25 protein-coding genes are annotated in these 25854 nt (G+C 44.3%); 2 read left to right on the top strand and 23 right to left on the bottom strand.

Annotation, left to right across the window (positions count from 1 at the left end; genetic code table 11):
• Positions 1 to 87: 87 nt before the first annotated feature.
• The gene (locus BLS64_RS12180; protein WP_093113862.1) at positions 88 to 726 is read left to right on the top strand and encodes a response regulator transcription factor; all 639 of its coding nucleotides are present in this window, start codon (positions 88 to 90) and stop codon (positions 724 to 726) included.
• Here the strand turns inward: BLS64_RS12180 and dnaG are convergent.
• From dnaG to BLS64_RS12100, 16 genes are all read right to left on the bottom strand, one after another.
• A complete protein-coding gene (dnaG, locus tag BLS64_RS12175; protein ID WP_093113864.1) occupies positions 719 to 2671 on the bottom strand; it encodes a DNA primase in 1953 nt (650 codons plus the stop codon). The genes BLS64_RS12180 and dnaG overlap by 8 nt on opposite strands.
• A 94-nt stretch (positions 2672 to 2765) precedes the next feature.
• A complete protein-coding gene (locus BLS64_RS12170; protein WP_093113865.1) occupies positions 2766 to 3782 on the bottom strand; it encodes a porin family protein in 1017 nt (338 codons plus the stop codon).
• Positions 3783 to 3860: 78 nt separating this feature from the next.
• Positions 3861 to 4547 carry a hypothetical protein gene (locus tag BLS64_RS12165; RefSeq protein WP_093113867.1) on the bottom strand — a complete coding sequence of 229 codons (687 nt, stop codon included), beginning with the start codon at positions 4545 to 4547 and terminating at the stop codon, positions 3861 to 3863.
• Positions 4528 to 5097 (bottom strand): RNA polymerase sigma factor, encoded by a 570-nt coding sequence (locus BLS64_RS12160; RefSeq protein WP_093113869.1) that lies wholly within the window; start codon positions 5095 to 5097, stop codon positions 4528 to 4530. The genes BLS64_RS12165 and BLS64_RS12160 overlap by 20 nt, the downstream gene beginning before the upstream one ends.
• A 286-nt stretch (positions 5098 to 5383) precedes the next feature.
• On the bottom strand, positions 5384 to 6361 hold the full coding sequence (locus BLS64_RS12155) for a polyprenyl synthetase family protein (protein ID WP_093113870.1): 978 nt from the start codon (positions 6359 to 6361) through the stop codon (positions 5384 to 5386).
• 64 nt (positions 6362 to 6425) lie between these two features.
• Positions 6426 to 7466: a 23S rRNA (adenine(2503)-C(2))-methyltransferase RlmN gene (gene rlmN / locus BLS64_RS12150; RefSeq protein ID WP_093113872.1), complete on the bottom strand. Its 1041-nt coding sequence runs from the start codon at positions 7464 to 7466 to the stop codon at positions 6426 to 6428.
• Positions 7467 to 7698: 232 nt separating this feature from the next.
• Positions 7699 to 8754 (bottom strand): tRNA preQ1(34) S-adenosylmethionine ribosyltransferase-isomerase QueA, encoded by a 1056-nt coding sequence (queA, locus tag BLS64_RS12145; RefSeq protein WP_176763477.1) that lies wholly within the window; start codon positions 8752 to 8754, stop codon positions 7699 to 7701.
• 131 nt (positions 8755 to 8885) lie between these two features.
• On the bottom strand, positions 8886 to 10112 hold the full coding sequence (locus BLS64_RS12140; RefSeq protein WP_093113873.1) for a 3-phosphoshikimate 1-carboxyvinyltransferase: 1227 nt from the start codon (positions 10110 to 10112) through the stop codon (positions 8886 to 8888).
• A 5-nt stretch (positions 10113 to 10117) separates the two neighbouring features.
• Complete coding sequence (locus BLS64_RS12135) at positions 10118 to 10378, bottom strand: hypothetical protein (protein ID WP_093113875.1); 261 nt, start codon at positions 10376 to 10378, stop codon at positions 10118 to 10120.
• Complete coding sequence (locus BLS64_RS12130) at positions 10378 to 10704, bottom strand: nucleotide pyrophosphohydrolase (protein ID WP_093113877.1); 327 nt, start codon at positions 10702 to 10704, stop codon at positions 10378 to 10380. Before BLS64_RS12130 ends, BLS64_RS12135 begins: the two co-directional genes overlap by 1 nt.
• A gap of 2 nt (positions 10705 to 10706) precedes the next feature.
• Entirely contained in the window at positions 10707 to 12719 is a 2013-nt protein-coding gene (locus tag BLS64_RS12125) for a DUF3857 domain-containing protein (protein WP_093113878.1), read from the bottom strand.
• Between the two features lie 9 nt (positions 12720 to 12728).
• On the bottom strand, positions 12729 to 14645 hold the full coding sequence (locus BLS64_RS12120) for a transglutaminase-like domain-containing protein (protein WP_093113880.1): 1917 nt from the start codon (positions 14643 to 14645) through the stop codon (positions 12729 to 12731).
• Positions 14646 to 14732: 87 nt separating this feature from the next.
• Entirely contained in the window at positions 14733 to 15185 is a 453-nt protein-coding gene (gene dtd, locus BLS64_RS12115) for a D-aminoacyl-tRNA deacylase (protein WP_093113881.1), read from the bottom strand.
• On the bottom strand, positions 15182 to 16141 hold the full coding sequence (gene rsgA, locus BLS64_RS12110; RefSeq protein ID WP_093113883.1) for a ribosome small subunit-dependent GTPase A: 960 nt from the start codon (positions 16139 to 16141) through the stop codon (positions 15182 to 15184). Before rsgA ends, dtd begins: the two co-directional genes overlap by 4 nt.
• Before the next feature lie 25 nt (positions 16142 to 16166).
• A complete protein-coding gene (locus tag BLS64_RS12105; RefSeq protein ID WP_093113884.1) occupies positions 16167 to 17249 on the bottom strand; it encodes a bifunctional 3-deoxy-7-phosphoheptulonate synthase/chorismate mutase type II in 1083 nt (360 codons plus the stop codon).
• A gap of 106 nt (positions 17250 to 17355) precedes the next feature.
• Positions 17356 to 18219: a prephenate dehydratase gene (locus BLS64_RS12100; RefSeq protein ID WP_093113886.1), complete on the bottom strand. Its 864-nt coding sequence runs from the start codon at positions 18217 to 18219 to the stop codon at positions 17356 to 17358.
• A gap of 274 nt (positions 18220 to 18493) precedes the next feature.
• Here BLS64_RS12100 and gldA point away from each other — a divergent pair, with 274 nt between their 5' ends.
• Positions 18494 to 19396, top strand: coding sequence for a gliding motility-associated ABC transporter ATP-binding subunit GldA (gene gldA / locus BLS64_RS12095; protein ID WP_093113887.1), 903 nt, complete (start codon positions 18494 to 18496; stop codon positions 19394 to 19396).
• 125 nt (positions 19397 to 19521) lie between these two features.
• Here gldA and BLS64_RS12090 read toward each other — a convergent pair whose 3' ends face one another.
• From BLS64_RS12090 to BLS64_RS12060, 7 genes are all read right to left on the bottom strand, one after another.
• Positions 19522 to 20280: a head GIN domain-containing protein gene (locus BLS64_RS12090; RefSeq protein WP_093113889.1), complete on the bottom strand. Its 759-nt coding sequence runs from the start codon at positions 20278 to 20280 to the stop codon at positions 19522 to 19524.
• Positions 20277 to 21371, bottom strand: coding sequence for an acyloxyacyl hydrolase (locus BLS64_RS12085; protein WP_093113890.1), 1095 nt, complete (start codon positions 21369 to 21371; stop codon positions 20277 to 20279). Before BLS64_RS12085 ends, BLS64_RS12090 begins: the two co-directional genes overlap by 4 nt.
• Before the next feature lie 18 nt (positions 21372 to 21389).
• Positions 21390 to 21815: an OsmC family protein gene (locus BLS64_RS12080; protein ID WP_093113892.1), complete on the bottom strand. Its 426-nt coding sequence runs from the start codon at positions 21813 to 21815 to the stop codon at positions 21390 to 21392.
• On the bottom strand, positions 21812 to 22888 hold the full coding sequence (locus BLS64_RS15340) for a homoserine dehydrogenase family protein (RefSeq protein ID WP_093113893.1): 1077 nt from the start codon (positions 22886 to 22888) through the stop codon (positions 21812 to 21814). Before BLS64_RS15340 ends, BLS64_RS12080 begins: the two co-directional genes overlap by 4 nt.
• Positions 22851 to 23864, bottom strand: coding sequence for an alpha/beta fold hydrolase (locus tag BLS64_RS15335; RefSeq protein ID WP_093113894.1), 1014 nt, complete (start codon positions 23862 to 23864; stop codon positions 22851 to 22853). Before BLS64_RS15335 ends, BLS64_RS15340 begins: the two co-directional genes overlap by 38 nt.
• 302 nt (positions 23865 to 24166) lie before the next feature.
• Entirely contained in the window at positions 24167 to 25471 is a 1305-nt protein-coding gene (locus BLS64_RS12065) for an O-acetylhomoserine aminocarboxypropyltransferase/cysteine synthase family protein (protein ID WP_093113896.1), read from the bottom strand.
• Positions 25472 to 25552: 81 nt separating this feature from the next.
• On the bottom strand, positions 25553 to 25854 hold a 302-nt coding region (locus BLS64_RS12060; RefSeq protein WP_143019316.1), incomplete at its 5' end, for an integrase core domain-containing protein.

The following is a 25854-nucleotide window of genomic DNA, read 5'->3' as shown; positions in this document are numbered from 1 at the left end:
ATAATCCTCCTGTTAGCTTATTTAAAACTATAAATCAGAATTTTACAGTACCCCCGCAATGAAATTCTTTGTGCTAAAATTCAAACAATGACAAAAATATTAATAGCAGACCATCATCCCATTACAAGAATGGGAATTTCCTCTCTTTTAGAAAGAGAAGGGGTTTATGAAGTGGTAGGGAAAGTGACGAATGGAAAAGACCTTTTTAAGGCGCTGCGGAGCAAGAATCCGGATGTGCTTATCATGGAAATCGATCTGCCCGAAATTAATGGAATCACTGCCCTGCGTACCATAAAATCTGAACATCCCGGAACAAAGATCCTTATACTTAGCTGTCACCCGGAAGAAATGTACGCGCTTAACGCCATCAAGGCCGGTGCTGCCGCTTATCTTTCCAAGACCGCTTCTACCGAAACTCTTCAGGAAGCTGTTTACCAGGTAGCAAGGGGTGGTATTTACCTCAACAAGGAGATCAGCGACAAGATCAATTCGGGAACCACCAGATCCAACAACCTGGTATCACGCTACAAGAAACTCTCCACAAGGGAGATCGAGGTTCTCAACCTGCTTTCTACCGGAAAAAGGAACAAAGACATCGCCGAAGCTCTTGACATCAATGAAAAGACGGTGAGCACCTACAAAACGCGGTTGCTCAAAAAACTACGGGTTGACAACCTGGCCGATCTTATCAATCAAAGCAGGTTGTTGCAGCTGCGAACTACATAACGCGGTTCAGCTTATTGGAAAGTACTCTTTTGAGGGATAAATAATCCATGATATCCTGAAGGATCTCCTGTGCTCTTTCGGCAGGGGCCTGTTTCACCTCCTGGTTAAGCTCATTGATCTTCTGATTCACCAGGTAACGGCGAAGGGACAAGATGGTTTCGTTCACCAACCGGCCGATTCCGGCTTTTTTATCTTTTACAAAGATCTCCATGCGTTCCCAGTCATGAAGCACATATTGCTCTTCCTCCATGAGGATGTTCGTGACTTCGGAAGAATTTTCCGCAGGCATTTCATTGATGAAGGTCTCCAGGGAAAATTGCTCCTCTTCCTGGAATTTTGAGATCACCTGCTGATAGATCTTTCTGAAATTCTCATTAGCGAAAGCCACCTCATCTTCCTGCAGGTCCAAAAATACTTTTTCGAATACCCTTGCCTTCTGGATCTCCGGCTCCAGCTCCATTTCTCCCTTATCATTGATCTTGAGAACCATATCTTCGAACTCATCCTCCATAGGTCCGTACAGCAATAACAAGCTTATGATCTTTCTTTCCAGCACATAAAGTTCATCAACTTTTGTCCTGGGTGCACCATCTTCCCGCACCACTTCAAAACTCTTCGTCTTCTTTGGCGCAGACTTCTTAGCTGCACCACCGGCCATTTGGGCCAGGGTGCTGAAGATCACTTCTTCAGAAATGTCCATGATACGGGAAGTCTCCTGCACATATATTTCTTGCTGAATATGATCTGGGATCTTGGAGATACTCCCCACCATATCGCGAATCAACGAAGCTTTCTTCACGGGATCGTTCTGCGCCTCCTCCATCAAAAGGGAAGCCTTGTACTCGATAAAATCTTTGGAATTGTTTTTCAGGTACAGCCTGATGTCTTCCTCTGAATGCTTTTTCGCGAAACTATCGGGATCTTCCCCGTCGGGAAAAGCACATACCTTCACGTTCATGCCCTGCTCCAGGATAAGATCAATTCCCCGAAGGGAAGCCCGCTGTCCTGCAGCGTCACTGTCGAAAAGAACAGTGATATTCTTCGTAAGCCTGTTGATCAGCCTTATCTGTTCCGGGGTGAGCGCCGTACCCGAAGAAGATACCACATTCTCGATCCCCGCCTGGTTGAACTGGATCACATCTGTATACCCTTCTACCAAAAAGCAGTTATCTTCTTTCGCGATCGCCTGCTTGGCATGATAGATCCCGTAAAGCACCTTGCTCTTATGGTAGATCGAACTTTCCGGGCTATTGAGATATTTGGCAGCTTTCTTGTCGCTGGTAAGAATTCGCCCGCCAAAACCGAGCACCCGTCCCGACATAGACTGAATAGGGAACATTACCCGCCCCTTAAATCGGTCGAACTGCTTCTCCCCTTTTACAATGCTGAGCCCGGTTTTTTCCAAAAACTCAAGTTTGTAACCTTTTCGAATGGCTTCTGAAGTAAAGGCATCCCATTCGTCAAGGCAATATCCCAAGCCAAATTTTTCAATGGTTTCATCTGTGAAGCCGCGCTCTTTGAAATAACTAAGTCCAATGGCTTTTCCCAGTTCAGTTCTTAGAAGCGTATCCCGGAAATATTTAGCAGCAAATTCCGAAACCAGGTACATGCTCTCCCGCTCATCGGCCTGCTCCTTCTGCTCCTGACTCTGCTCGGTTTCCTCGACCTCAATATTGTATTTCTTCGCCAGGTATTTAATGGCTTCGGGGTAGGTGAAATGCTCATGCTCCATCAAAAAGGCGACGACATTTCCGCCTTTTCCGCTGGAAAAATCCTTCCAGATCTGCTTCACCGGCGACACCATGAAACTCGGTGTGCGTTCATCGCTGAAGGGACTAAGGCCTTTGAAATTGCTCCCCGACTTCTTCAGGTTCACAAAATCGCCGAGCACTTCTTCTACTCGGGCAGCTTCAAAAACGCGGTCTATGGTATTCTTTGAGATCAAAAAATTTGGGCTAGAATTTTGTCAAATGTACGCATAAAAGAAAAAGGTTGCCAACACTTGTGACAACCCTTACCTAACTAATTCAAATTCAGCTCTAATTCACGTCAAACCTCAACCCAATAGATACGTTATTCAATTCAGGATTAGGATCGTCAAAAATCGGATTCAAGTCGTATTTTACATACAAAGCGGCCGCACCCCAGCCCAGGTAACCGCTAAGTCCGTAGATAAAGTCATTGGTGTTGTGATCTCCTTTCAGTTTTTTCTTGACATTCTCCCCTTCCTCTTCAAACCTCAGTTTTTGGCGCTCTCCCAGATTGAATCCGGCATAACCGCCCAGCCCTACTTTGATCTTGTTGCGGGTAGAGAACCACACGCTCCTCTCTGATTCGATCTTTTCTGAAGGACCAAATTCGAAGTGTACCGGGAATACCAGGTTATCCATTCTGAATTTTGACTTTTCCAGGTCGAGCGGGTATTCCTGTAGTTGAACCAATTCTCCAGTCTGTACAAAATACCTGTTGTCGGTTGGCTTCAGGCCATTGAACTGAAATGAAAATCCATATCGAAAGCGCAACCAGTTCGATCTTTCAAAGACTCGGGTTCTCCAGGCCAGGCCAATTTCAAAGAAACGGCTGCCACCTGCTTTAAAGTCTGAATCGTTTAATGACTGCCCGTCCAGAAGCGCATTATTGAAACCTGCCGCCAGTACGAGATGGGTGGTAGTGCGACTGTAACGGCTTTTATGGTACCAGTCGTCATCTTCATCTTCGTGTTCATCTTCCCAATTTGTTCCGCCGCTATCTTCCTGTTTTAGTTCAGCCAGTTGCCTGTCAAGTGCAGCTGTCCTGTCCTTAATATTTTTGGCGTGCTTTTTAGCCGCCTCGCTCTTTAATTTCTCCGCTTCTTCCCAATCTATTTCCTTCTTTTCATACCGAAGGTTGATCAATTCCACATCTTTTTTAAGAGCTTTCTTTTCTTCGGAAATGATCGCTTCCCGTTTCTTTTCCAGGATCTCTATTTTTTCTGAGGTATTCTTTTCCTGAGCCTCTACCGGGTTTACGGAAAAGCTGATCAGGAACACTAGCGCGTAAAAAGTAATTCTTTTCATAATGTGAATGGTTTAGGCCTTTGTTTTGCCTCTCCAAAAATGAGAGGCAAAAAAGGCATTTTTGATGATTGATGTTTATTAATAATTTCTGTTTGCCATGGCAGTCCTGGCCTTGGAAAATCCTTCTTTTAAAACTTCGAACACCTTTTGCCTGAAGTTGCGGTCGAGTTCCCGCTCCACTTCCTGCAGCAGTTCCTGGGCATCGACAGGCTGTACAGCATAAGCAGCCTCTTGCTGCTCCAGTTCGGCCATGGCCGTGTTTAGAAGCGCCTCGACCTCGGCATCGCTCACCGGCGCAGGTTTTGGTACCGCTTCAGCAATGAGTTTTTCTGCCCGGACTTCGGAAATCAAAATCGGCTCCACTTCAGCCGGCTTCACAGGTTGGGTCACCTCTGCGATTCTATCAATCTTTTGTGCCGGTTTTTTCTGCGGAAGAACCTCAGTCTTCAAAACCTCTTCTTTTTCCGGTTCTTCCGAAGCGACCATAATTCCTTCTTCAGGCTTTTCGAACATTTCCTTCGGCCTCACATCCTTCGGGGATTCTTCAACTACTGCCGGAGTACCGGGATCGTTGACCAAGGTGCCTAAAAAGAAGAACACCCCGGCGATGGCCGCCGCTGCCCCTGTCCACCAAAAACGAACTCCGGAAGGTTTCTTTTCCTGCTCCAGGCCGGCTTCAAGCTTTTCCCAGCTTCGAGCAGAAGGTTTTATCTCACGCTTTTGCAGCTGCTCCTTTATTTGTTCTTCAAATCTTTTCGGTTCCATAACCTGTCTTGTTTTCCTGTTCCAATTTCTCCTGCAGGACCTTCCTGGCCTTAAAAAGTTGCGATTTCGAAGTACCTTCAGAGATCTTCAGCATTTTTGCTATTTCTGAATGCTTATACCCGTCAACAGTGTACATTACGAAGACCATCCTGTAGCCTTCCGGCAGACTATCGATCAACTCCTGAATGTGAGCCGCATTGAACCCTGAAGTAATCGGATCTGAAAAGGCTGCAACTTCTTCTGAAAAGTCGGTTGCAAACTCTATCTTCTTCTGCTTCCGAAGAAAGCTGATCGCCTCCCTTACCATGATCCTGCGCATCCAGCCTTCAAAACTGCCGTCATTCCTGAAATCTGACAAATGATTAAAACCTTTCAGAAACCCATTCAGCATCACTTCTTCAGCATCATGCAGGTCCTTTACGTATTGCCGGCAAACGCTCAGCATCTTAGGAGAATGCCGTTCATAAAGCTTCTGCTGCGCTTCCCGGTTATTTTTGGCAGCACGCTTTATAAGTTGAGCTTCGTTCTTAAAAAGTTGAATTACTTTCACCTGTCAGTTTTAAAAAGGCCTTCTATTAACATAGACGCAATTAATTTACAAAAGGTTGCCTGAGGGGAATATTTTTTTTCGAATATGTTTTTGAAACGGAATGTCAGACTGAGCCCGACTGAAAGGAGGAAAGGTCGAAGTCTCTTATAAAAAATAAGCCTAGAATACAGGAATTTCAATTAACTCATGAAAATCAGTCTCGCAAAATTTGGAATTTGGCCCTCCTACGCTAAAGCTCCGGCGGGTAAATGCTTGGTGCTTGGTGCTTAGAATTTGAAATATAGACCTACTTCTTCCTCTCGATTACGTAGTTGACCATAAGCTCCAGGGATTCTTTGTAGGGAGAATCCGGATAATCATTTAGAATGGAAAGGGCCTGCTCCTGGAATTCCTTCATTTTTGCAACCGCATATTCAAGTCCGCCGTTGTCTTTTACGAAAGCGATAACCTCATTCACCCTTTTCTTGTCCTTATTATGATTTTTTACCGAATTGATAAGCCAGGCTTTTTCTTTATCGGTCACGTTGTTGAGGGTATAGATCAGGGGAAGAGTCATTTTCTGCTCCTTGATATCGATCCCGGTGGGTTTCCCTATACGTTCACTTCCGTAGTCGAAAAGATCATCCTTGATCTGGAAAGCCATTCCTATGAGCTCCCCAAAATGACGCATTTTTTCCACTTCTTCGGAATCGGGTTTTACCGAAGCTGCGCCCAAGCTGCAACAGGCAGCGATCAAAGTAGCGGTTTTCTGCCGAATGATCTCGTAGTAAACCTCTTCCGTAATATCCAGGCGACGGGCCTTTTCTATCTGCAGCAATTCGCCTTCGCTCATTTCCCGTACCGCGACCGAAATGATCTTCAGCAGGTCAAAGTCATTGTTATCAATGGAAAGCAGGAGTCCTTTGGAAAGCAGGTAATCTCCGACCAACACGGCGATCTTGTTCTTCCAGAGCGCGTTTATGGAGAAAAACCCGCGGCGGCGGTTGGAATCGTCCACCACATCATCATGAACCAACGTGGCGGTGTGAATAAGCTCAATTACCGACGCTCCCCTATAGGTACGTTCGTTCACCTTTCCTTCAGAAACCATTTTGGCGACCAGAAAAACGAACATGGGACGCATTTGCTTCCCCTTGCGGTTTACAATGAAATGGGTAATGCGGTTAAGAAGGGCTACCTGTGAAGACATGGATTGAGTGAACTTCTTTTCAAAAAGTTCCATCTCTTGCTCAACCGGAAGCTTTATTTTGGAAATTATCTTCATTCGGGCAGCTAAGATAATTAAATCCTGTGGGATTTAACACTTCGCCTTTTCCGAAATAGAAGTATCAGGATTTATTGGCCAACTGTCCGCAGGCCGCGTCGATATCCTTTCCACGCGAACGTCTTACGGTAACGGTGATCCCGTTCCTTTCCAGTTCGCGTACATACATATCGGTGGTTTCATCAGGAGCCTGCTTAAAATGATCGTCTCCTATAGGATTGTATTCAATAAGATTAACCTTACAGGGAACATATTTGGCGAATTTCACCAGTGCCTCTACATCTTTACGGCGATCATTGATGCCTTTCCAAACTACATATTCGTAGGTGATGCGGCTTTTGGTCTTCGCATACCAGTATTCCAGGGCCTCACGCAGATCATTCAGCGGAAAAGTGGCATTGAAGGGCATTATTGAGGTTCTCACTTCGTCTATTGCTGAATGCAGGGAAACGGCAAGCTTAAACTTCACCTCCTCATCGGCCATTTTTTTGATCATTTTTGGCACCCCCGAAGTAGAAACGGTAATTCGTTTTGGAGACATACCCAAGCCTTCAGGTGAAGTGATCTTTTCAATTGCTTTGAGTACATTGTTGTAGTTCATGAGCGGTTCTCCCATCCCCATGAACACGATATTTGAAAGCGGTTTATCAAAATACAGTCTGCTCTCGTTGTCAATGGCCACCACCTGATCGTAGATCTCGTCCGGATTCAGGTTACGCATTCGCTTCAGTTTGGCGGTAGCGCAGAATTTACAGTCCAGACTGCAGCCCACCTGCGAGGAAACACAGGCAGTCGTCCTGCTGGGGGTGGGAATGAGCACAGATTCAACGGTAAGATCATCATGTAATTTCACCGCATTCTTGATGGTACCGTCACTGCTGCGCTGCATCTGGTCAACCCTAATGTGATTAATCACAAAGTTATCATCCAGCATTTGACGGGTCTCTTTAGAGATATTGGTCATATCGTCGAAGGAATGGGCGCCTTTGCCCCACAGCCATTCGTATACCTGGGTTCCGCGGAAGGACTTATCGCCCTGCGAAACAAAGAATTGCTGCAATTGTTCCTTGGTCAATGCCCGTATGTCTTTCTTTCCGTTTTTCACGCTGCAAAAGTAGTAAACTAAATTAGATTTTAATGATCTCCAAAAATGTCATTTTTGAGTATCAATAAGTTAGCCGCTTTTAGGATTTAAGATTTAAAGTTCAAGATTCTATATTTGGACCAGACGAAAATATCCTCCTTTTCAAAAAAGCAAAAACCTACAAGGTCAAAACAGACCTTGCAGGTTTAAAATTATTCACTGTCCACTGCCCTCTGAGCACTGGCCACTGTTTCTAAAGGATCAACATGGCGTCCCCGTAAGTATAGAACTTGTATTTTTCCTTAACCGCTTCTTCATAAGCCTTTTTCATGAAATCATGACCGGCAAAAGCGGAAACCATCATCAACAAAGTTGACTTTGGCGTATGGAAGTTGGTGATCATACAGTTCGCGATGCTGAAGTCGTACGGAGGAAAGATGAATTTGTTCGTCCATCCGCTGAATTCGTTTAGCGTCTTGTTAGAAGAAACCGAACTTTCAAGCGATCTCATCACGGTTGTACCTACTGCACAAACCTTGCGTTTTTCGTTGATCGCCTTGTTGATGGTCTCAACAGCAGGCTTCTCAATAAAGGCCTCCTCGCTGTCCATTTTGTGTTTGGAAAGATCCTCCACTTCAACCGGGCTAAAGGTTCCCAAGCCAACGTGAAGAGTAACTTCGGCAAAATCAATTCCTTTGATCTCAAGCCTTTTCAAAAGGTGCTTTGAGAAGTGAAGTCCGGCAGTTGGAGCCGCTACGGCACCTTCCTGCTTGGCATAGATGGTTTGATATCTTTCCTGGTCTTCTGGCTGCACTTCCCTTTTGATATATTTCGGAAGTGGGGTTTCCCCAAGCTCGGTAAGTTTGTTTCTGAATTCTTCGTAAGAACCGTCGTAAAGGAATCTAAGGGTTCTTCCTCGTGAAGTGGTATTGTCGATCACTTCAGCTACCAAAGATTCGTCTTCTCCAAAATACAACTTGTTCCCTATCCTGATCTTCCTGGCAGGATCAACCAGCACATCCCATAAACGGGTTTCGGCATTCAATTCCCTCAACAAGAACACTTCAATACGAGCGCCGGTTTTTTCCTTGTTTCCGAAGAGACGCGCCGGAAAAACCTTGGTATTGTTCAATACCATCACATCATGCGGTTCAAAATAGTCGATAAGATCTTTGAACTGCCTGTGCTCAATTGTTTGATCTTTCCTGTTCAACACCATTAAACGAGCTTCGTCGCGGTGTTCTGATGGATATTCTGCCAACAGTTCGGGCGGAAGATCAAAATTGAAGTGTGATAATTTCATTCCCATATGTAAGATAGATTTTTAAAGCTGCAAATATACGACCCACAGATAGGGGTTGTCAAGTAAATGCAGAGTTATTTAATAAAACTGTTAATCCACGCGTGCTCTCAGCGGAAAATAATTGAAGAATTTCAGTATTAGCATCTATTCTTTACAGAAAAACCAAGCTTTTCCAGATCCTCCCAAAAGCCGGGAAAGGATTTTGATACCACTTCTGCATCTGCGATCTCCATTGGCGTTTTTACGCTGAGTGCTGCAAAGGCGAGAGCCATGCGGTGGTCATTATATGTTTCAATTTTTGTACCAGATTTTATTCCTTCCGAAGCCTGAAGATGAAAAGAATCTGCAGTGATCTCCACTTTACCTCCCAGTTTTGTAAGCTCGTTCTTTAAGGCCTGTAAGCGGTCTGTTTCTTTGATGCGTAGCGTGTGAAGGCCTGTCAGGTCACACCTCAATCCAAGCCCGAAACAGGTGACGGCAATGGTCTGGGCAAGATCAGGACTGTCAGCAAGGTCAAGCTCAAAAGAACGCGGCTTTTTAAAAGGTACTTTTCTAAGGATGATACGTCCCTCTTCAAACTCGGTTTCCACTCCCAGCTGTCGATAAATGCCGGCTACCGCCCGGTCTCCCTGGTAACTGAACTCCCTGAAACTGGACAGGCTTATTTTGGCCTCCCTGCTCAAAGCTGCCATGCTGTAAAAATAGGAAGCTGAACTCCAGTCCGATTCCACATTAACCTCTACCGGAGGAAGATCATTTGCCGCTTCTATAGTGATCTGGTTTTCTTCGTATTTTCCTTTAATGCCACAGATTTCCAGCAATTTCAGGCTCATCTGTATATAGGGTTCAGAAGTTACCTTTCCGTCCAGGTTGATCACTAGTCCGCCTGGCAGCGAAGGCGCGATCAACATCAACGCCGATATATACTGGCTGCTGATGTTCGCCTCTACTGTCACCTCATTGAGGCTAAGCTTTTTTCCGACTACTTTCAGGGGAGGAAAACCTTCTTTTTTAAGATAGGTGATATCTGCGCCTAATTGCCGAAGGGCATGCACCAACACCTTAATTGGGCGTTCCTGCATGCGGTCGCTACCGGTGAGCACCACCTCTCTTCCTTCTTTTGAAGCAAAATATGCGGTAAGAAAACGCATTGCAGTCCCCGCGTGATGTACGTCGATCTCTCCTTCTCGCGACCTCAGCGCCTTTTCAAGCACCCGGGTGTCATCGCTGTTGGACAAATTGCTGATGCTTATCTGCGGAAAAAGTGCCTGCAGGATAAGCAGCCGGTTTGACTCACTTTTGGAACCGGTGATCTGCACGTCTCCAAGAAGGTTTTCAGAAGAAAAAGAAAGCTGCACATCCATAGCTATTATTCGGTTTTAAAGTTCTTTCTGCGGCTGGTCATGTAAATGGCATACACCAGAGAAATAACAGCTTTGATCAGAAAATAGTTCACCCACTGCCCGTTCGCCCATTCTTCTTCATAAATAGCCGCAAAATTTCCGGACACGATCTGCCTGAAATGGGAAATGATCAAGGAGATCCCTACAAATAGAAGAAAGAAAACCAGCGCCAGCTGAAGCGTCTTCTTCCAAAAATCAGGGTTTTTAAAATTGTCGAAAATTCCCATTATTGAAGTTTTTCATTGTTATGGTGCCTGTCTTTATCTCTTTTGGTCTTAAGGTCAAGCTTCTTATCAAAAGCCTCCTGCAGGTCGATGCCGGTTTGGTTTGCCAGGCAAAGCACTACGAAGACCACGTCTGCCAGCTCCTCACCCAGGTCCTTGGCCTTATCGCTTTCCTTTTCGCTTTGCTCCCCATAGCGGCGGGCAATGATACGGGCCACCTCTCCAACTTCTTCGGTAAGCTGGGCCATATTGGTCAACTCGTTAAAGTAGCGCACCCCGTGTTCTTTGATCCAGTCGTCTACCGCTTTTTGCGCGTCTTGTATGTTCATTTCTAAATTTTCTTCAAAACTATAGCTTCTGTCTGTTTTTCTACCATCAATGAATAGAAATCCTTTAAGTTTTTGTAATCAATTGGATTAAAAACAATTTCGTTAATATCCAGTATAGATTCAATCCTCAGGTACTTACCATTCTGGGTCACAAGAAATTTATAGGTAATAGCCCCATCTTTAAAGTTCAATATTCCGCTTTCTGGCAAATGTTCTACCTCATACCCATCCGGAATCATCATGTTTATTGTGTTACTTTCCACTTTTGGATAATTAAAAAATATGGGATAGATTCTTTCTTCTGCCTTAAACGGATTTTCACTCAAAGAAGTAAACAACAAAGGCTTCAGATATATCTGATCACTTATATTCTCTACTGCATCTTTCAGTTCAAATGAGTAATTCTCTATTAGTTCAGAACCCTTGTTTTCATTGCTGACTTCAGTAACTATAAAATCACCTCTATCCTTTTCAAGAATTTTTATATATTCATCCGTGGCAAGTGGAGCAAAACTATCCCGGTATGATTTTGCTTCTAATCCACTCATCTTTTTAATACATTTCCCTACCACATTTAAATCCTCTAAAAGTTTGACATTTACAGTTCGGGAATTTTCAGAGATGTAGGTTGGACTTAGATTAACCCAATCAGAACTACCATCTTTTCTAATGATCCTTCCCTGCCAATTTCTTGCTCTATCTGGTAATTCTCCATATCCTACTGTAGGATCTGAAGCATCAAGAAGAACGGTACCTTCTACACTACTTATACCTGCTATAACGTAGTTGTAACCAGTACGAGTAGGAAAAAGCGGGATACCATTATTTCGGGTACTTACTAGTACAGGATCTGCCTGTATACCTGCATAACTGAGCATTGACACTAATAAAAGATTTATATCCCCCACATTTCCCTGTCCTTCTTTATAAGCCTTTTTCACACCGTTTTCTGCTATAAAACCCAAATAATCATTCCACTTGACTTTTTTTCTCACATACTCAAAAATTGCCCTGGCTTTTGAAGGTTCATCAACAAGTCCTACTAATAAAGCATCTAGATCATCTTCAAAAAATCCTGTTTTCTGTAGTTCTTTATTGAGTCCAGCATCATTATATATACTTTTGGTAACTCCTTCCCAGGTTTGCGCATAATTTTCAAGGGGAGAATTGGGAAACTTGGTAAATTGAAGTTCCCACTTAATAAATGCTGCATAATTCTCCAAATAATCAACATAGCTTTCCTTCTTCAGAGCAGGTATATTTTCTTCCTGGATAGAATAAACATTTTGTAGATAATCGACCTTTGCAGTTCTAGTAGAATGCCTGACAGGATTCCAACGAGTCCCACCTTCTCTAACCTGTTTTGTTATTTTATAGGTGAAATTTTCGGACGCTGTGTCTATTTTGAAATAAATAGAAGATCGGGGATTAAAATGGAATCTGAAACCAAAGAATTCCGGGATTTTAATCTCAAAGTCTATTTTATTTAAAGGAATTGTGTATTGCAGCGGGGTTACATCAATGGTAGTGATAAATGGAGATCTCAATGTGTATCTGAACTCTATTACACTCCCCTCCTTAATAGCAGGCATGGTAAATTTTGTTTTCAGCTTATAATTGGATGCTTCTTCCTGAAAGATTCCATTGTTGCGAAGTTTTTCATCAATAACCTCACCCTCAACTAAGTTATAGGTATAAGCTTTTAAATTCGAAATTTTTTCTTCTCCATTATTGTTACGATAGTAGGAAATTTCTTTAGTGGCCCAGTCAAATCCTTCCTTATCATAGATCTTTATCCGTTCGTGCACCTCAGTATTCACGGTAAATCCGCTTCTTTCATCAAAGTCGTAATAGACCTTTTGGCTTCTGTAAAGAACGGCGGCATGGGCTTCCTTGTTTTGAGGATGCTTTTTTTCCTCCAGTTCTTCTTTTGAAACTTTACCGAATTTAAAATCTTGAGCCCATATTCCAGAAGTTATGAAAGCCATTAAGAGTAATGTGTAGATTTTTTTCATAGAGTCAAATTAATCGGTTAATACAATCACAGCTTTTTGATTGCTTAAAGAATTTATATTAAGCATGAAGTCTCTTAGTTCTTCATATTTTTTAGCAGGCCATTTTCCATCCTGCAGAACATAACTTCTTTCCACTATCAGCATGTTCTGTCCATCAACTTGTGCATATTCTATCTCGATCCTGAAAGAGCCAAATTCATTTTCGATGATAGTGTTATTGGGGATAAACTCAAGAATTGAGGAGCCGGGCAGAATAAATTGGAAATGATCTTTATAGGAGAAGCCTCTATTAATTTCTACCTGCCGTTCCCGATTAGAAGAGCGTGGCAAATTTAAAGCAGGAAGATTTGTGAAGTTTAGCGGAAGTAACAGACGTTTACCCAAAACAGAACCATATTTACTTCCTGAGACTTTAAGATCTTCCAGAAACTTAGGGTGTAAATAGTCATTTGTATGGTTGATCTCTTTTATTTTAAGATTTTTTAGATGTCCAAATTCTTTTTTATAGTACAACTCTTTACTGGACCTATCGAGATCGGAAACGGGATAAATAAGGCCATACGGAACCCCAAAACTTTCCCTATGCAATTGAGCATTAAAGTTCCCGGTTTCATCAATAGTAACAGAGATTTTGGTCTCTGTTAGATTGTCTGAGGGAGTGTACTTTGTAGTTTCCATGATCTCACCACCATCGGACTTAATTAATAATACCTTTCTATTATCTGTAAATCCTCCCAGATAATTAAAAGGGCTTGTCTGACTGGTACACTCTAACCAAATATTTTCACGCTCATATGGAACATTTAAAATAACATGGTTACCTTCCATTGAAGCAAATTCTTCATCAATATCTTTCAGTTCTCTTCCACCATAGACCACAGCATAATAAGAAGGAATATTCTGACTGGCCAGTAATGCTTTGGTATAATTAGTCAGTCCTTTACAATCACCATATTTAAGATGGTCTACCTCATCAGCACTCATTGGTTCCCAGCCTCCAATTCCAAGCTGCACACTTACGTAACGAGTGTTTTCCTGCACATAATTATAGATTAATTTGATTTTTTCACGAACATCAGTAGCATTTTCAGTAAGGTCCTTCACTTTCCTTACGGTCTCAGGAGAAAGTTCCATTTTCTTATCTAACAGATTATCGTACTGCCATTTTCCCAATTGTGTCCAGTTTTCTGCCTGTCCCTTAACTCCAACAAGGGAGAATTGATTTAAAGCAACCTTTACCAAAGGAGCAAATTCTTTTATGCCGGGACTGAATTTTTCGAATTTATAGGCTGGTAAGTGTTCGACCAAGTATTCAAGTTCAAACTCCGAAGTGAATTTTTCAATTTTATGAGATGAAAGATTTTTTTCCAAAAATCGAATTGGAATTTTCGCCGGATTCCTCAGTGTGTAAATAGATTTTTCAACACTCAGGGAATATGAGTTAACAGGAAACCAGTCTTTAATGAAGATAGTACTCTCGGCTTGTACTTCACTTATATACTGCACAGTAAAAGGATATACCTTTGGTGAGTAATCAATGTAACTTATTCGGGCATCAGAGATAAGTGTTGCCCCTGTGACCAAACTCCTGTCCTGGAAATCCTTTTTTTTAAATTTTTTTATCTCATTTCCGTCCTGATCGATAATTAATGCTTCCTGCTTTTTGATTTTGATGTCATCATCATACACTTCCCCGGCCCAAATCAATTCTTCTCCAAGTTCATTAAGAACAGTGACTGTTCGTTCGGTTCTAATGAACATTTTATTAATTGCTGTAACCTCAATTTCAATTTCATCATTGCGAATAATTGCATTCGCATTTTCGAATAGAGAATTATCTATGGTGGAAACAGGATAAGATCTCTCCTGGGCGGTAAGTAGGGAAGTAAAAAACCCGAGGAGAACGAGGAAGGAAATTTTCCGCATCGTTCGAAATGAAAAGATTAAGGATCTAAATTTAGAAAATTTTAACGATATTTTTCTGAGAATCAGGAAAATATTTTTCTCCCAAATTTATTCCCGGTTCTTCGAATCCACCAAGATGGTTACCGGCCCGTCATTCAACAGCCTCACCTTCATATCGGCGCCAAATTCTCCTGTGCCGACGGATTTTCCTAATTCCTGTTCCAGCCTCTTCACGAATTTCTCGTATAATGGTATAGCTACCTCAGGTTTGGCAGCCTTTATATAGCTGGGCCTGTTGCCTTTTTTTGTACCGGCATGCAGGGTGAACTGACTCACAACTATGGCATCTCCGTCTACATCCAGCAGGCAATCGTTCATTACACCATTAACGTCATTGAAAATTCGCATTTTCGCGATCTTTCCGCAGAGCCATTTGATATCTTCTTCCGAATCTTCTTCTTCTATTCCCAGGAGGATCAAAAGTCCCTCTTCTATTTCTGATCTTACTTTTCCTTCTATGGTTACCGATGCTTCTGAAACCCGCTGTAATACTACTCTCATTCCTGTTCGTAATTATCTATTCGGTAACTTTGATCTTCTTCGCCTTTGATGATCTGCAGGTAACTTTTATATCGCGACCAGGGGATCTCCCCGGCCTCCAAAGCTTCTTTTACTGCACATTGCGGTTCATCTAAATGCAGACAGTTGTTGAATTTGCAATCCTGCTTCCGCTCAAAGAATTCCGGAAAATAATCTCCCAGTTCCTCTTTTTCAATATCCACCACCCCAAAACCTTTTATTCCGGGAGTATCAATGATGCGTGCACCAAAGTCAAGATCGAACATTTCCGCAAAAGTAGTGGTATGTTGCCCCTGCCGATGCTGCTCCGAGATATGCATCGTCTTGAGATCCAGCTTCGGCTCAATGGTATTGATAAGGGTAGATTTACCCGTACCGCTATGGCCCGAGATCATGCTGGTTTTGTCTTTCATCATCTCCTTCACCTTGTCAACGTTCTTACCGGTCTTTGCAGATGTCCCCAGGCATTCATACCCAATGCTGCGATACATGGCGGCGAGATATTTTACCTCATCAAGTTCCTCGTCCTTATAAGTATCGATCTTGTTAAAAAGCAGAATGGCTTTTATGCCGTATGCTTCCGCAGTCACCAGGAACCGATCTATAAAGGTGGTAAAAGTGGGCGGATTGTTAAGGGTGACCAGCAAAAAGGCCTGGTCAATATTGGAGGCAATGATGTGAGTCTGTTTTGACAGGTTCACAGACCTGCGGATGATATAATTCTCCCGGTCTTTTATGCCGGTGATCACGCCGGTTTCTTCCTCTTCGGAAGGATTATCCTCCAGCTTAAATTCCACCCGGTCCCCTACGGCAACAGGATTGGTGCTTTTTATGCCCTTTATCCTGAACTTACCCTTAATGCGACACTGGTAGAATTTCCCTTCGTCAGACTTTACCTGGTACCAGCTTCCGGTGGATTTATAAACTGTTCCTGTCATGTTACAAAAATGCGAAATCCTGAAGTCATTCGCTAATTACTTTTTTCTGATGGTTGATGGATTCCTGATGGATCGCCTTGAAAATGCGCAAAATAAACTCTTCACTCAAGCCGTTCTGCTCCCCTTCCAGGATCATTTTCCCCAGGATCTCGTTCCAGCGCTGATTCTGCAAAATAGCCACGTTTTGATCTTTTTTCGCTTTTCCTATTTCGTCAGCTATCTTCATTCTTCGTGACAAAACATCCAGAAGTTGGGTATCGGCAATGTCGATCATCGCCCTCAGATTTTGAAGTTTTGTTTGGAATTCCTGACTTTCAGAGATCTCCTTTCTTATCTTAAGATCTTTCATGTACTGCACCAATGTAGCCGGCGTGATCTGCTGCTGCGCGTCGCTCCAGGCATTGTCGGGATCGTAATGGGTCTCTACCATGAGTCCGTCGTAGTTCAGGTCAAGGGCGGTCTGACAAAGATCAAAAATAGAGGTGCGGTTCCCCGCAATATGGGAAGGATCCAGGATCAAGGGAAGATCAGGAAACTTTGTCTGCAGGTCAATGGGAATTTGCCATTCGGGATTGTTCCGGTAGCGGGTTTTTTCATATGTCGAGAACCCACGATGGATCACCCCCAGGTTTTTGATGTCGCTGGAGTACAATCTTTCCACCGCTCCAAGCCACAAAGAAAGGTCCGGGTTCACCGGATTTTTCACCAGCACTACCTTTTCTGTTCCTTTCAGCGCGTCGGCGATCTCCTGTACAATGAAAGGAGAAACCGTGGTTCGCGCCCCTATCCATAGGATATCAATATCGTGTTTGAGCGCCAGATCAACATGAGTGGGATTGGCCACCTCTGTAGTGGTGAGCATACCGGTCTCTTCTTTGGCCTTCTGAAGCCATTTTAATCCCAGGGCTCCCACTCCTTCAAAATTCCCCGGTCTGGTCCTGGGTTTCCATATTCCTGCTCTCAATACAGTTGCATCCGTATCCTTTAGCTCATGCGCGATCTTCAACACCTGTTCCTCGGTCTCGGCGCTACATGGGCCGGCGATAACAAGTGGGTGAGTAAGCCCGAAAGCATCCAGCCAGTTTCTTAATTCCTTTTTATTCTCCATTTTATTCTACTGTCAAAAATTTAATTCTGCGGGATAATATTTAACGAACAGCAGCCTTCAGTTATCCCATCATTACCGGCTGCAAAAATACGGCTTTTACAGCACTTTATTCTCTAGGTTCCACCAATGCCAATCGTCTATCTCTCTTTCCGGCTGCATTTCCATTCTTGTAAGCCCCCAGCACCTTCAGCTGTTCTGTCATCAGCTCCAGGATCTGCATCGCCTTTTTAAAATTATCAGGCTCTGTAAAAATTACATCTATGAAAAAAGCGTACTTCCAGGGCATTTCTATCACCGGCACACTCTGGATCTTGGTCATGTCCAGCTCATAATCCCTCAGAATATTTAGAGCGCTTACCAGGCTGCCCTGCCTGCTTTCCATCACGAACTTGATCGAAGCCTTATCGCTCTGTTGTTCCTTCGCTGTTGCTGAAAGGATCAGGAACCGCGTGGTATTGCTTTTTACCGTATGAATGTTCCTTTCTATGATCTCCAGGTTAAAAAGTTCCGCAGCTGCCGAACTTGCCACAGCGGCGACTCCTTTTTTGCCATTTTCTGAGATCCTTTTGGCAACCGAGGCAGTATCTGCATCCTCAATGAGCTTGATGTGGGGATGATGCCTGAAGAACTCCTTGCACTGCAGCAGCGCCATGGGATGGGAATATACTTTTTTTATTTCCTGAATGCTTTGTCCCGGCACCGCCATCAGGTTCATTTGAATGGGTATGTAATGTTCACCGGTGATGCTGATCTCATTGTCATCGATGAGCGCGTAATTGGGCAAAATAGAGCCTGCGATGGAATTCTCAATGGCCATTACCGCTTTTTCTGAAGTGCCCGACCTCAAGCTGTCGATAACCGACTGAAAGGTCATGCACTCCTCTACCTGCACTTCATTCCCAAAATATTCCCTCGCCACCTGGTGGTGAAAAGAACCTGCTATCCCCTGTATGGCCACTTTTTCTTTCATATTCTTCAAAAAAAAATCCCGATGAAAACATCGGGATTTGAGTTATAAAAATTGATATCATTATACGACACTCCCGATCCTATCTCCTGAATAGAAATAAAAATAAAACCAGGTTTGCCAGATGCGTTTTGTCATTGTTGTTTTTCTGAACGACTAAAGTAGAATTTAATCTGAAAGTACAAAACCATTTTAGCTGAAATTTAAACTATAACGTTTGCAGCATTCCTGTTTCTGATTTTAGAAAACTTAAACTACTTTTGAAAAAAGCAATCGCATGTCCATTTCAGTCAAGGGAATTACGAAGTATTACGGGGAGCAGAAGGCGCTGGATGAGGTTTCCTTTTCCATAGAAAAAGGGGAAATAGTCGGATTTTTGGGACCTAACGGAGCGGGAAAATCTACTTTAATGAAGATACTCACGGGATACCTGGATGCTTCGGAAGGTGAAGCCGCCGTAAATGGATTTTCCCTCGAGAAAGATTTGCTTAAAGCACAGCAGAGCATTGGTTACCTCCCCGAGCACAATCCGTTATACCCTGAAATGTACGTGCGGGAGTACCTCGAATTTAATGCCTCTATTTATAAGATTCCTAAATCACGTATCGAAGAGGTGATCCAACAGACAGGTCTTTTGCCCGAAGCCAACAAGAAGATCGAACAGCTTTCCAAAGGTTACCGCCAAAGAGTGGGCCTGGCAAATGCGCTGCTGCACGACCCCGAAGTGCTTATCCTGGATGAGCCAACTACTGGGCTCGATCCCAATCAGCTGGTGGAGATCAGGGACCTTATCAGGGAAACCGGGAAGGAGAAGACCATCTTCCTCTCCACTCACATCATGCGTGAAGTGGAAGCTTTGTGTGAACGCGTGATCATCATCAACAAAGGAAAAATAGTAGCCGATAAAAAGCTGGCCGCCCTTCGCGATGAGCAGGTACAGATCATTGAAGTGGAATTTGACTACAGGATCGAGGAAGTTGCCCTCAAGCGTTTGCCTCATTTAACAGAAATAATGAACACCGGCGGCTTCGTCTATGAACTGGTTTTTGAAACTCAAAAAGACATGCGTCCTGCGGTTTTCGATTTCGCGCACGACCACGGGTTAAAAACCCTGCAGCTTAACAGGAAGAACAAGAATTTAGAGAATTTGTTTTCGGAATTGACGCTGGAGAGAGAATAGGTTTGACACTAAAACTTTATTTGATCACAACCCTTTCAGGGTTTGAAACCCTGAAAGGGTTATATCTCGTGGGTGGAATCCACCAAACCTAACAGGTTTCCAAAACCTGTTAGGTTTAGAATAGGCTATTCAAAGATCAATTTCCCGGTATAGAAGGACTCCACCTCCACCACCGGGGGTCGGTTGACCGAGATCACATCTCCCGTGCTTCTGATCTCTCCTTTTAATGACTGCTGCGGATTAAGGATCATCTTATTGGTACCCCGGTGAAAGATCCTTATGCTGTCGGCTACCAGCTCGCGCGCTTCCAGCCTGCCGTCTCCCGCCCAGAACTGCGCCACCAAATAGTCGGTACTGCCGGTGAGGTAGAAATTGGAGAAGTCGTCGCCGCTCACGTAAATGTTCTTGGAGATAAGATCGAACCTGAAATCGCCGTTTGTGTAGACTTCCGGGTTTTTGTCGTAATTATTTGACCGCAACCTTATCGAAGGAAATTCCAGGGTGCCGACACCTTCGATCATTCGGTTTCCCGCGTTTTCTATAAAAGTTAAATTAGGGATGGTCACATGCACCTTCGGCTCATAGGTGGTTTGAAAAAAGGTACAGGAACTCAGGTCTTCCAAAACCAGTTTTCCTTCCACTACTTCCGCAGACACCTGTTCAAACAGATTCTCTCCTGCCTCGATAATGACCTTTTGCCCGGGTCCCTGCTCAATGAACAGCTTGATCTTTCCGTAAACCACCACCTGCGAAAAAGGGGCTGCATTCACCTCTTTTTGGATGATCTTTCCGGGAGCCGTGAGACATTCGGGGGCATCTGGGGAATCACAGGCCGCAAACAGCAACATCAACAAAAGAAATCTGAAGAAATTTGCCTTTTTCATAACCTGTACCCGATTGAAAATTCAACTGCCTCGGCATTAGCCCCGTGCGAGCGCACGGTCACCGAGGCAAAAAGATCTTTATAAAGCTCCCTTTGAAGGCCTACCCTGTTGTAAACCTGGTCCACAAAGCGTTCGTATGGATAGTAGATGTAATATCCTAATTGTGTTAGGACCGAGGTTTTGTGGAAAGTAAGTTGATGCCCGGCAAAGATCCCCACCCTTTTCGCGTCTTCCTCACCCGTAGTTCCACCTTCGGGGAAGGCAGCCGCATGGTAGTTAATATATTCTTCCATTGCCCGGGAAAAGAAAATTTCAGTACCTGCCTGTAGTGTGCTTTTTCTGCTTAGGCGCTTATCTGCATAGGCTGAAAGAGTTAAAAAAGGCAAGGAACCGGTACCAATGATGCGCGCCGAATTCACCCCGCTGCGCAGCACCATGTTTACATGAACGGGTTCTGTATATTTTCCCTCCTTCTCTTTTGGTACATATTTTATTTCCTTTTCATGCCCCAGCAAATAGTTCATGCCTATATTGACCGCCGCGGTATTGGTACTGCTGTTGGGCGAGATGAAATCGGCGTTGGAGTAATGGATGAGGGAGATCCCGGCCTGAAATCCCAGGCCCTCAAAAATATCTTCCCATAGAAAATTTCCGCTCAGGTAGGTGGTACTCAGTACCGGCGAGCCAAAGGCGTTGTTCTGGTAATTGGTGTCAGGATCATAAGGATTGGTGGCGTAGGCCAGCCCCTGCCCCACCTTCAGCAAAAGGTGCCTTTTCAGAAAATAGAAGCCCATATGAGCGTATAGCCCGTAATTCTCACCTAAATATTGATTTTTAAGATCCTGGTAAGTGAAGGTCACTCCCAGCTCAGGATAGTTATACCTTCTCTCCCAGGCCTCGGCGCCAAAGGTCTTTTTGCTGAAGCTAAGCAGCACCCCTTCCGGGTAATGCGTTATGAGATGAGAGATCGCCGGACTGTGCTCTACTATATTTCCGTAGAAATAATTAGCCTCTACGGAATATTGCCGGTCTTCCTGGGCAAAGAGCCAGTTTCCGGAAATGAAGAGCAGGCAGGCAAGTAATTTTTTCATGGGGCGTGGTGCCGGAAATTACTCCACCGGTTTTCCGTTTACGGTAACATCATAGGTGATCTCAGCCGCTTTTTCAAGCATCATGGCTACAGAACAATACTTTTCAAAAGAAAGTGCCGCGGCACGCTGGGCCTTGTTCGCCGGGATATCGCCTTCCAGGTAAACCTTCACGTGAATGCGGGTAAAGGTGTTGGGCACGGTGCCGTCATCTTTCCTAAAGCCTTCCACATCCATTCTAAGATCCTTGATCTCCAGCTGCTGTTTTTTCAGGATCATCACAATGTCTATCCCACTGCATCCGGCAATTCCCATAAGCAGTAACTCCATGGGGCTTGCCCCCTGCGGATTGGGTTCGCTCTTGTTGTCGAGGTGGATCACATTGCCACGCTCGTTCACGGTTTCAAAATGGTAATTATCGTTCAGTCTTTTAAGCTGGATCTTCATGAGGGTAATTTTTCGGCTAATTTAATCAAATCTGTAAGAACACCGCGCGCCGTCACCGCGGCACCAGCTCCGGCACCTTTGATCACCACCGGCTGCTCTCCGTAGGATTTGGTAAAGATCTCAAAAGAAGAGTCGGCATGCTGAAGGCTGCCCAATGCTGAGGTTTTCTTCTCCCGTGACAGTTTCACCTCCAGCTTCCCCGTCTTCATATCCAGTTCGCCCACATGTCTTATCACCTCATCCTGCTTCAGTTGATTCTTTAGCTGAAGAAAATCCAGGTCCAGATCTTTCTTTTTCTTCTGAAAGTTTTCAAGGCTGGAACTCCCGTTGAGATGTCTTGGGACCAGGTCCTGAATGACCACCTCGTGCAATTCCTTTTTCAGGCCGAGTTCCCGGCCCAGGATCAACAGTTTTCTGCCCACGTCTTTTCCTGAAAGGTCCACCCGCGGATCGGGTTCTGTAAAGCCTTTTTCAGATGCTTCGGAAAGCACTTCAGAAAAAGCTCTTTCCTCTTCACAAAAGGTATTAAAGATATAGCTCAGGGAACCCGAAAATACTCCCCGAATCCTGGTCACCTCTTCATGGGAACGGTGAAAATTCCGCAGGGTCTCGATCACAGGCAGTCCCGCGCCTACATTCGTTTCATACAGGAAAAATTTGTTGTTCTTCCTGAGAGTTTTCCGCAGTTCTTCATAAAAGGCCGAAGACCTGGTGTTGGCCACCTTGTTCGCCGCCACGATATGGAAACCTTCCTTGACAAGGGTAAGATAATTATCTACAAACTCCTCACTGGCCGTGGCATCTACGGCAACAAGGTTTTCATATTCCTGCTCCCTTACGTAATCCAGCACATCTTGTAACTGGTAAGGAAAACCGAATACCTTAAAATCGGTTTCCCAGGATGGTTTTTGGTTATGTTTTTGAAAGAAAGCGGTCGTGGAATTGGCGATCACGGGAATCTTTAACTCCAGGCCTTCCTGCTCCTTAAGGTGTTCCCCGGCTGTTAGTATCTGTTGGATCAAACTGCTGCCAACATTACCTGTTCCAAACAGCACTATGTGTATCTTCTTCATTTTTGACTGAATTATTTGTTTTAAAAATTGGGCTGAGCATACATTCAAGCTGCTCATATTCGATAAGAAAAGCATCGTGCCCGTGCGGGGAAACCATCTCTGAATAAAAGACCTCTTTTTTGACCTTTTTGAGCTCCCTGTAGGTTGCCCGATTTTCTTCGGAAGTAAAAAAGAGGTCTGAATCTATTCCTATGATATGGATCTTTCCCTCGATCTTCGCTGCTGCCGCTATTTGGTCCCCGCTCCCCCGGCTGATGTCTATGGTGGTGAGCAGATGGTTCATGAGCTTATAGGCAGAAAGATGAAACCGCTCCCGCAGTTTCTTCCCGTGGTGCAAAAGCCAGTTTTCCACCTCAAAAAGACCGTTTCCCTCATTCTTATTTCTTCGGAATTTTGCCGCAAACGACTGTGGCGTTCTGTACAGGGTCATGGCATGAAGCCGGGCATCATGCACGGGATCTGCCGAATTATTCAGAATTTGCTCCTGCACCTTGCACTGTGCCCGCACCCAATCAGAAGTTCTTAAGTGGGCTGCTATGGGAATTATATTTTGGGCCAGGGCGGGGTTTAAAGCTGCCATTTCCCAGGCCAGGGCGCCGCCAATAGATCCGCCAATAATGGCGTAAAGTCTTTCAATTTTCAGCTCCTTTAGAACCTCGAGAAATATTTTAGCTATATCCGCCAGAGTGAATTCGGAATAATTTTTCAGGAGATCATTTTCTCCTCCCGCCCCATTTCCGGGAACGTTGATAGAAAGCACTGTGAAGAGGCTGGTGTCTATACCTTTTCCCGGCCCCACAATTTCTTTCCACCAGCCTTGGCTTCCGGTAACCTCAGAGTTCCCGGTAAGGGAATGGTTCACCAAAACCACAGGTGCCGTTCCCAAAGAAGGACCAAAAATTTCAAAATACACCGGGATCTCCTGAACTGTTCCTGCTGAGTTATTGAAATGAGTTAATAAAACTGTATTTAGCATATTATTAAAAATTTAAAAGAAACTTTCTGAAAAGTGCTTCACCTTTATTTTGGTGAACCTGATAATATGGGCGTCGACAAAACCTTCTTGTAAAAGATCTTTTTTGTGAGTGTAGTGCTCTCCCGGCGTTAAAAATTTTTGAAGCCTTGGAAAAAATTTAGCCGGGTGAGCGCGGTTCCAATTTTACGGAAGTGAAATTGGAAACACCTATCAAAAAAGCATCCTTTTTTTGGTTCGTTTTTTTGGACAAGCAAAAAAACGAACAATCATTATTCGACACGAATATCCCTTATCGATTTCCCCTAAGCCTCTTTTAAAGCTGCTGTTTGTGTGATCTTCAAAAAGGCATTTTTAAGATCCGCCTTCAGGTCTTCCAGATCTTCCAGCCCCACTGACAAACGCACCAGGTCTTTTGTAACGCCTGTTGATGCCTGCTGTCCCTCATTCAATTGCTGGTGGGTGGTACTGGCCGGGTGGATGATCAGTGATTTGGTATCCCCTATATTGGCCAGCAGGGAGAACAGCTTAGTTTCATCGGCGATCACCTTCGCGGCCTCATATCCTCCTTTGACTCCAAAAGTTACCACTCCGCTCTGACCTTTTGGAAGGTATTTCTGAGCAAGCTCGTAATACTTGCTGTCTTTTAAGCCGGGATAATTAACCCAGGTCACCTCTTCCTGCTGCTGCAACCATTCAGCCAGGGCCAGGGCATTTTCGCTGTGCTTTTTGATCCTGATCTCCAGGGTTTCCAGCCCCTGCAAGATCTGGAAGGCATTGAACGGACTCAGCGCCGCACCGTGATCGCGCAGACCTTCAATTCGCACTTTGGCGATAAAGGCAGCTTCCTGAAGCACCTCGTGATAGATGAGTCCGTGGTACCCGGGAGAAGGTTCTGTGAATTCAGGGAATTTACCGTTTGCCCAATCAAAATTTCCGGCATCTATAATGGCACCTCCAAGCGCTGTTCCGTTACCGTTGATGTACTTGGTAAGGGAGTGGATGACGATATCGGCACCGTGTGCAATGGGATTCAGCAGCGCCGGGGAAGCGACTGTATTGTCAACAATAAGCGGCACTTTATGCTGTTTTGCCTGCTGTGAGATCTTCTCAAGATCGGGTACATCCAGTTTGGGGTTTCCAAGGGATTCCAGGAAAAATGCGCGGGTGTTTTCCTGTGCGGCTTCTGAAAAATTCCCGGGATTGGAAGGATCAACAAAAGTGGTCTTGATCCCCAGCCGCGGCAGGGTCACGCTCAGCAGGTTATAGGTTCCTCCGTAAAGGCTGCTCGAGGCCACGATGTGATCCCCGGCTTTCAAAAGTGTTAGCAGGGTGGTATTGATGGCCGCGGTGCCCGAAGCAGTTACCACCGCCGCGATTCCGCCTTCCAGGGCAGCCAGGCGTTGTTCCAAGATGTCATTTGTGGGATTGTTGATGCGGGTGTAGATGAATCCGGGTTCGGCCAGGGAAAACAGATCGGCCGCATGATCGGCATTTTTGAAGACGTAAGAAGAGGACTGGTAAATAGGGACTGCCCTGGTTCCTCCGTTAGCACTCACGTCGTGGCCCGCATGAAGGGCATTGGTCGAAAAATTGTTTTGTGTACTCATAGTTTATAGTTTAAAGGTTTAATGTTTAAGGATTAAGGTTTAATGTTTGAGCTTGCCTGAATATGGTTGCCTTTTTTCAGGTTAATAATTAATCTTTAATATTGGTCTTTGTTCAGTAGTTAAGTGCTGAACAAAGTTTACAAATTCTTGTGGTTTTTTATTCTTTAGTGAACCATGTGGCCGCTCATTGTTGTATAAATAAACCACCTTTTTTATCATTCTCTGAGCCTCGGTTAATGTTAGATCCATATGTCTAAAATCTATGTATTCGTTTTTGAGAATACCATTCAACGATTCCGCATGAGCATTTTCCCAGGCTTTTCCACCCATACTGGGAGTGGTTAAATAATGTTCATGGAGTTTTTCCATTTCTTTTGAACCGT

It is taken from the genome of Salinimicrobium catena (assembly GCF_900102915.1).
Classification (GTDB): Bacteria; Bacteroidota; Bacteroidia; order Flavobacteriales; family Flavobacteriaceae; genus Salinimicrobium; species Salinimicrobium catena.
The sequence above is the reverse complement of the archived record's forward strand: the minus strand, read 5'-3'. Positions and strand labels throughout refer to the sequence as shown.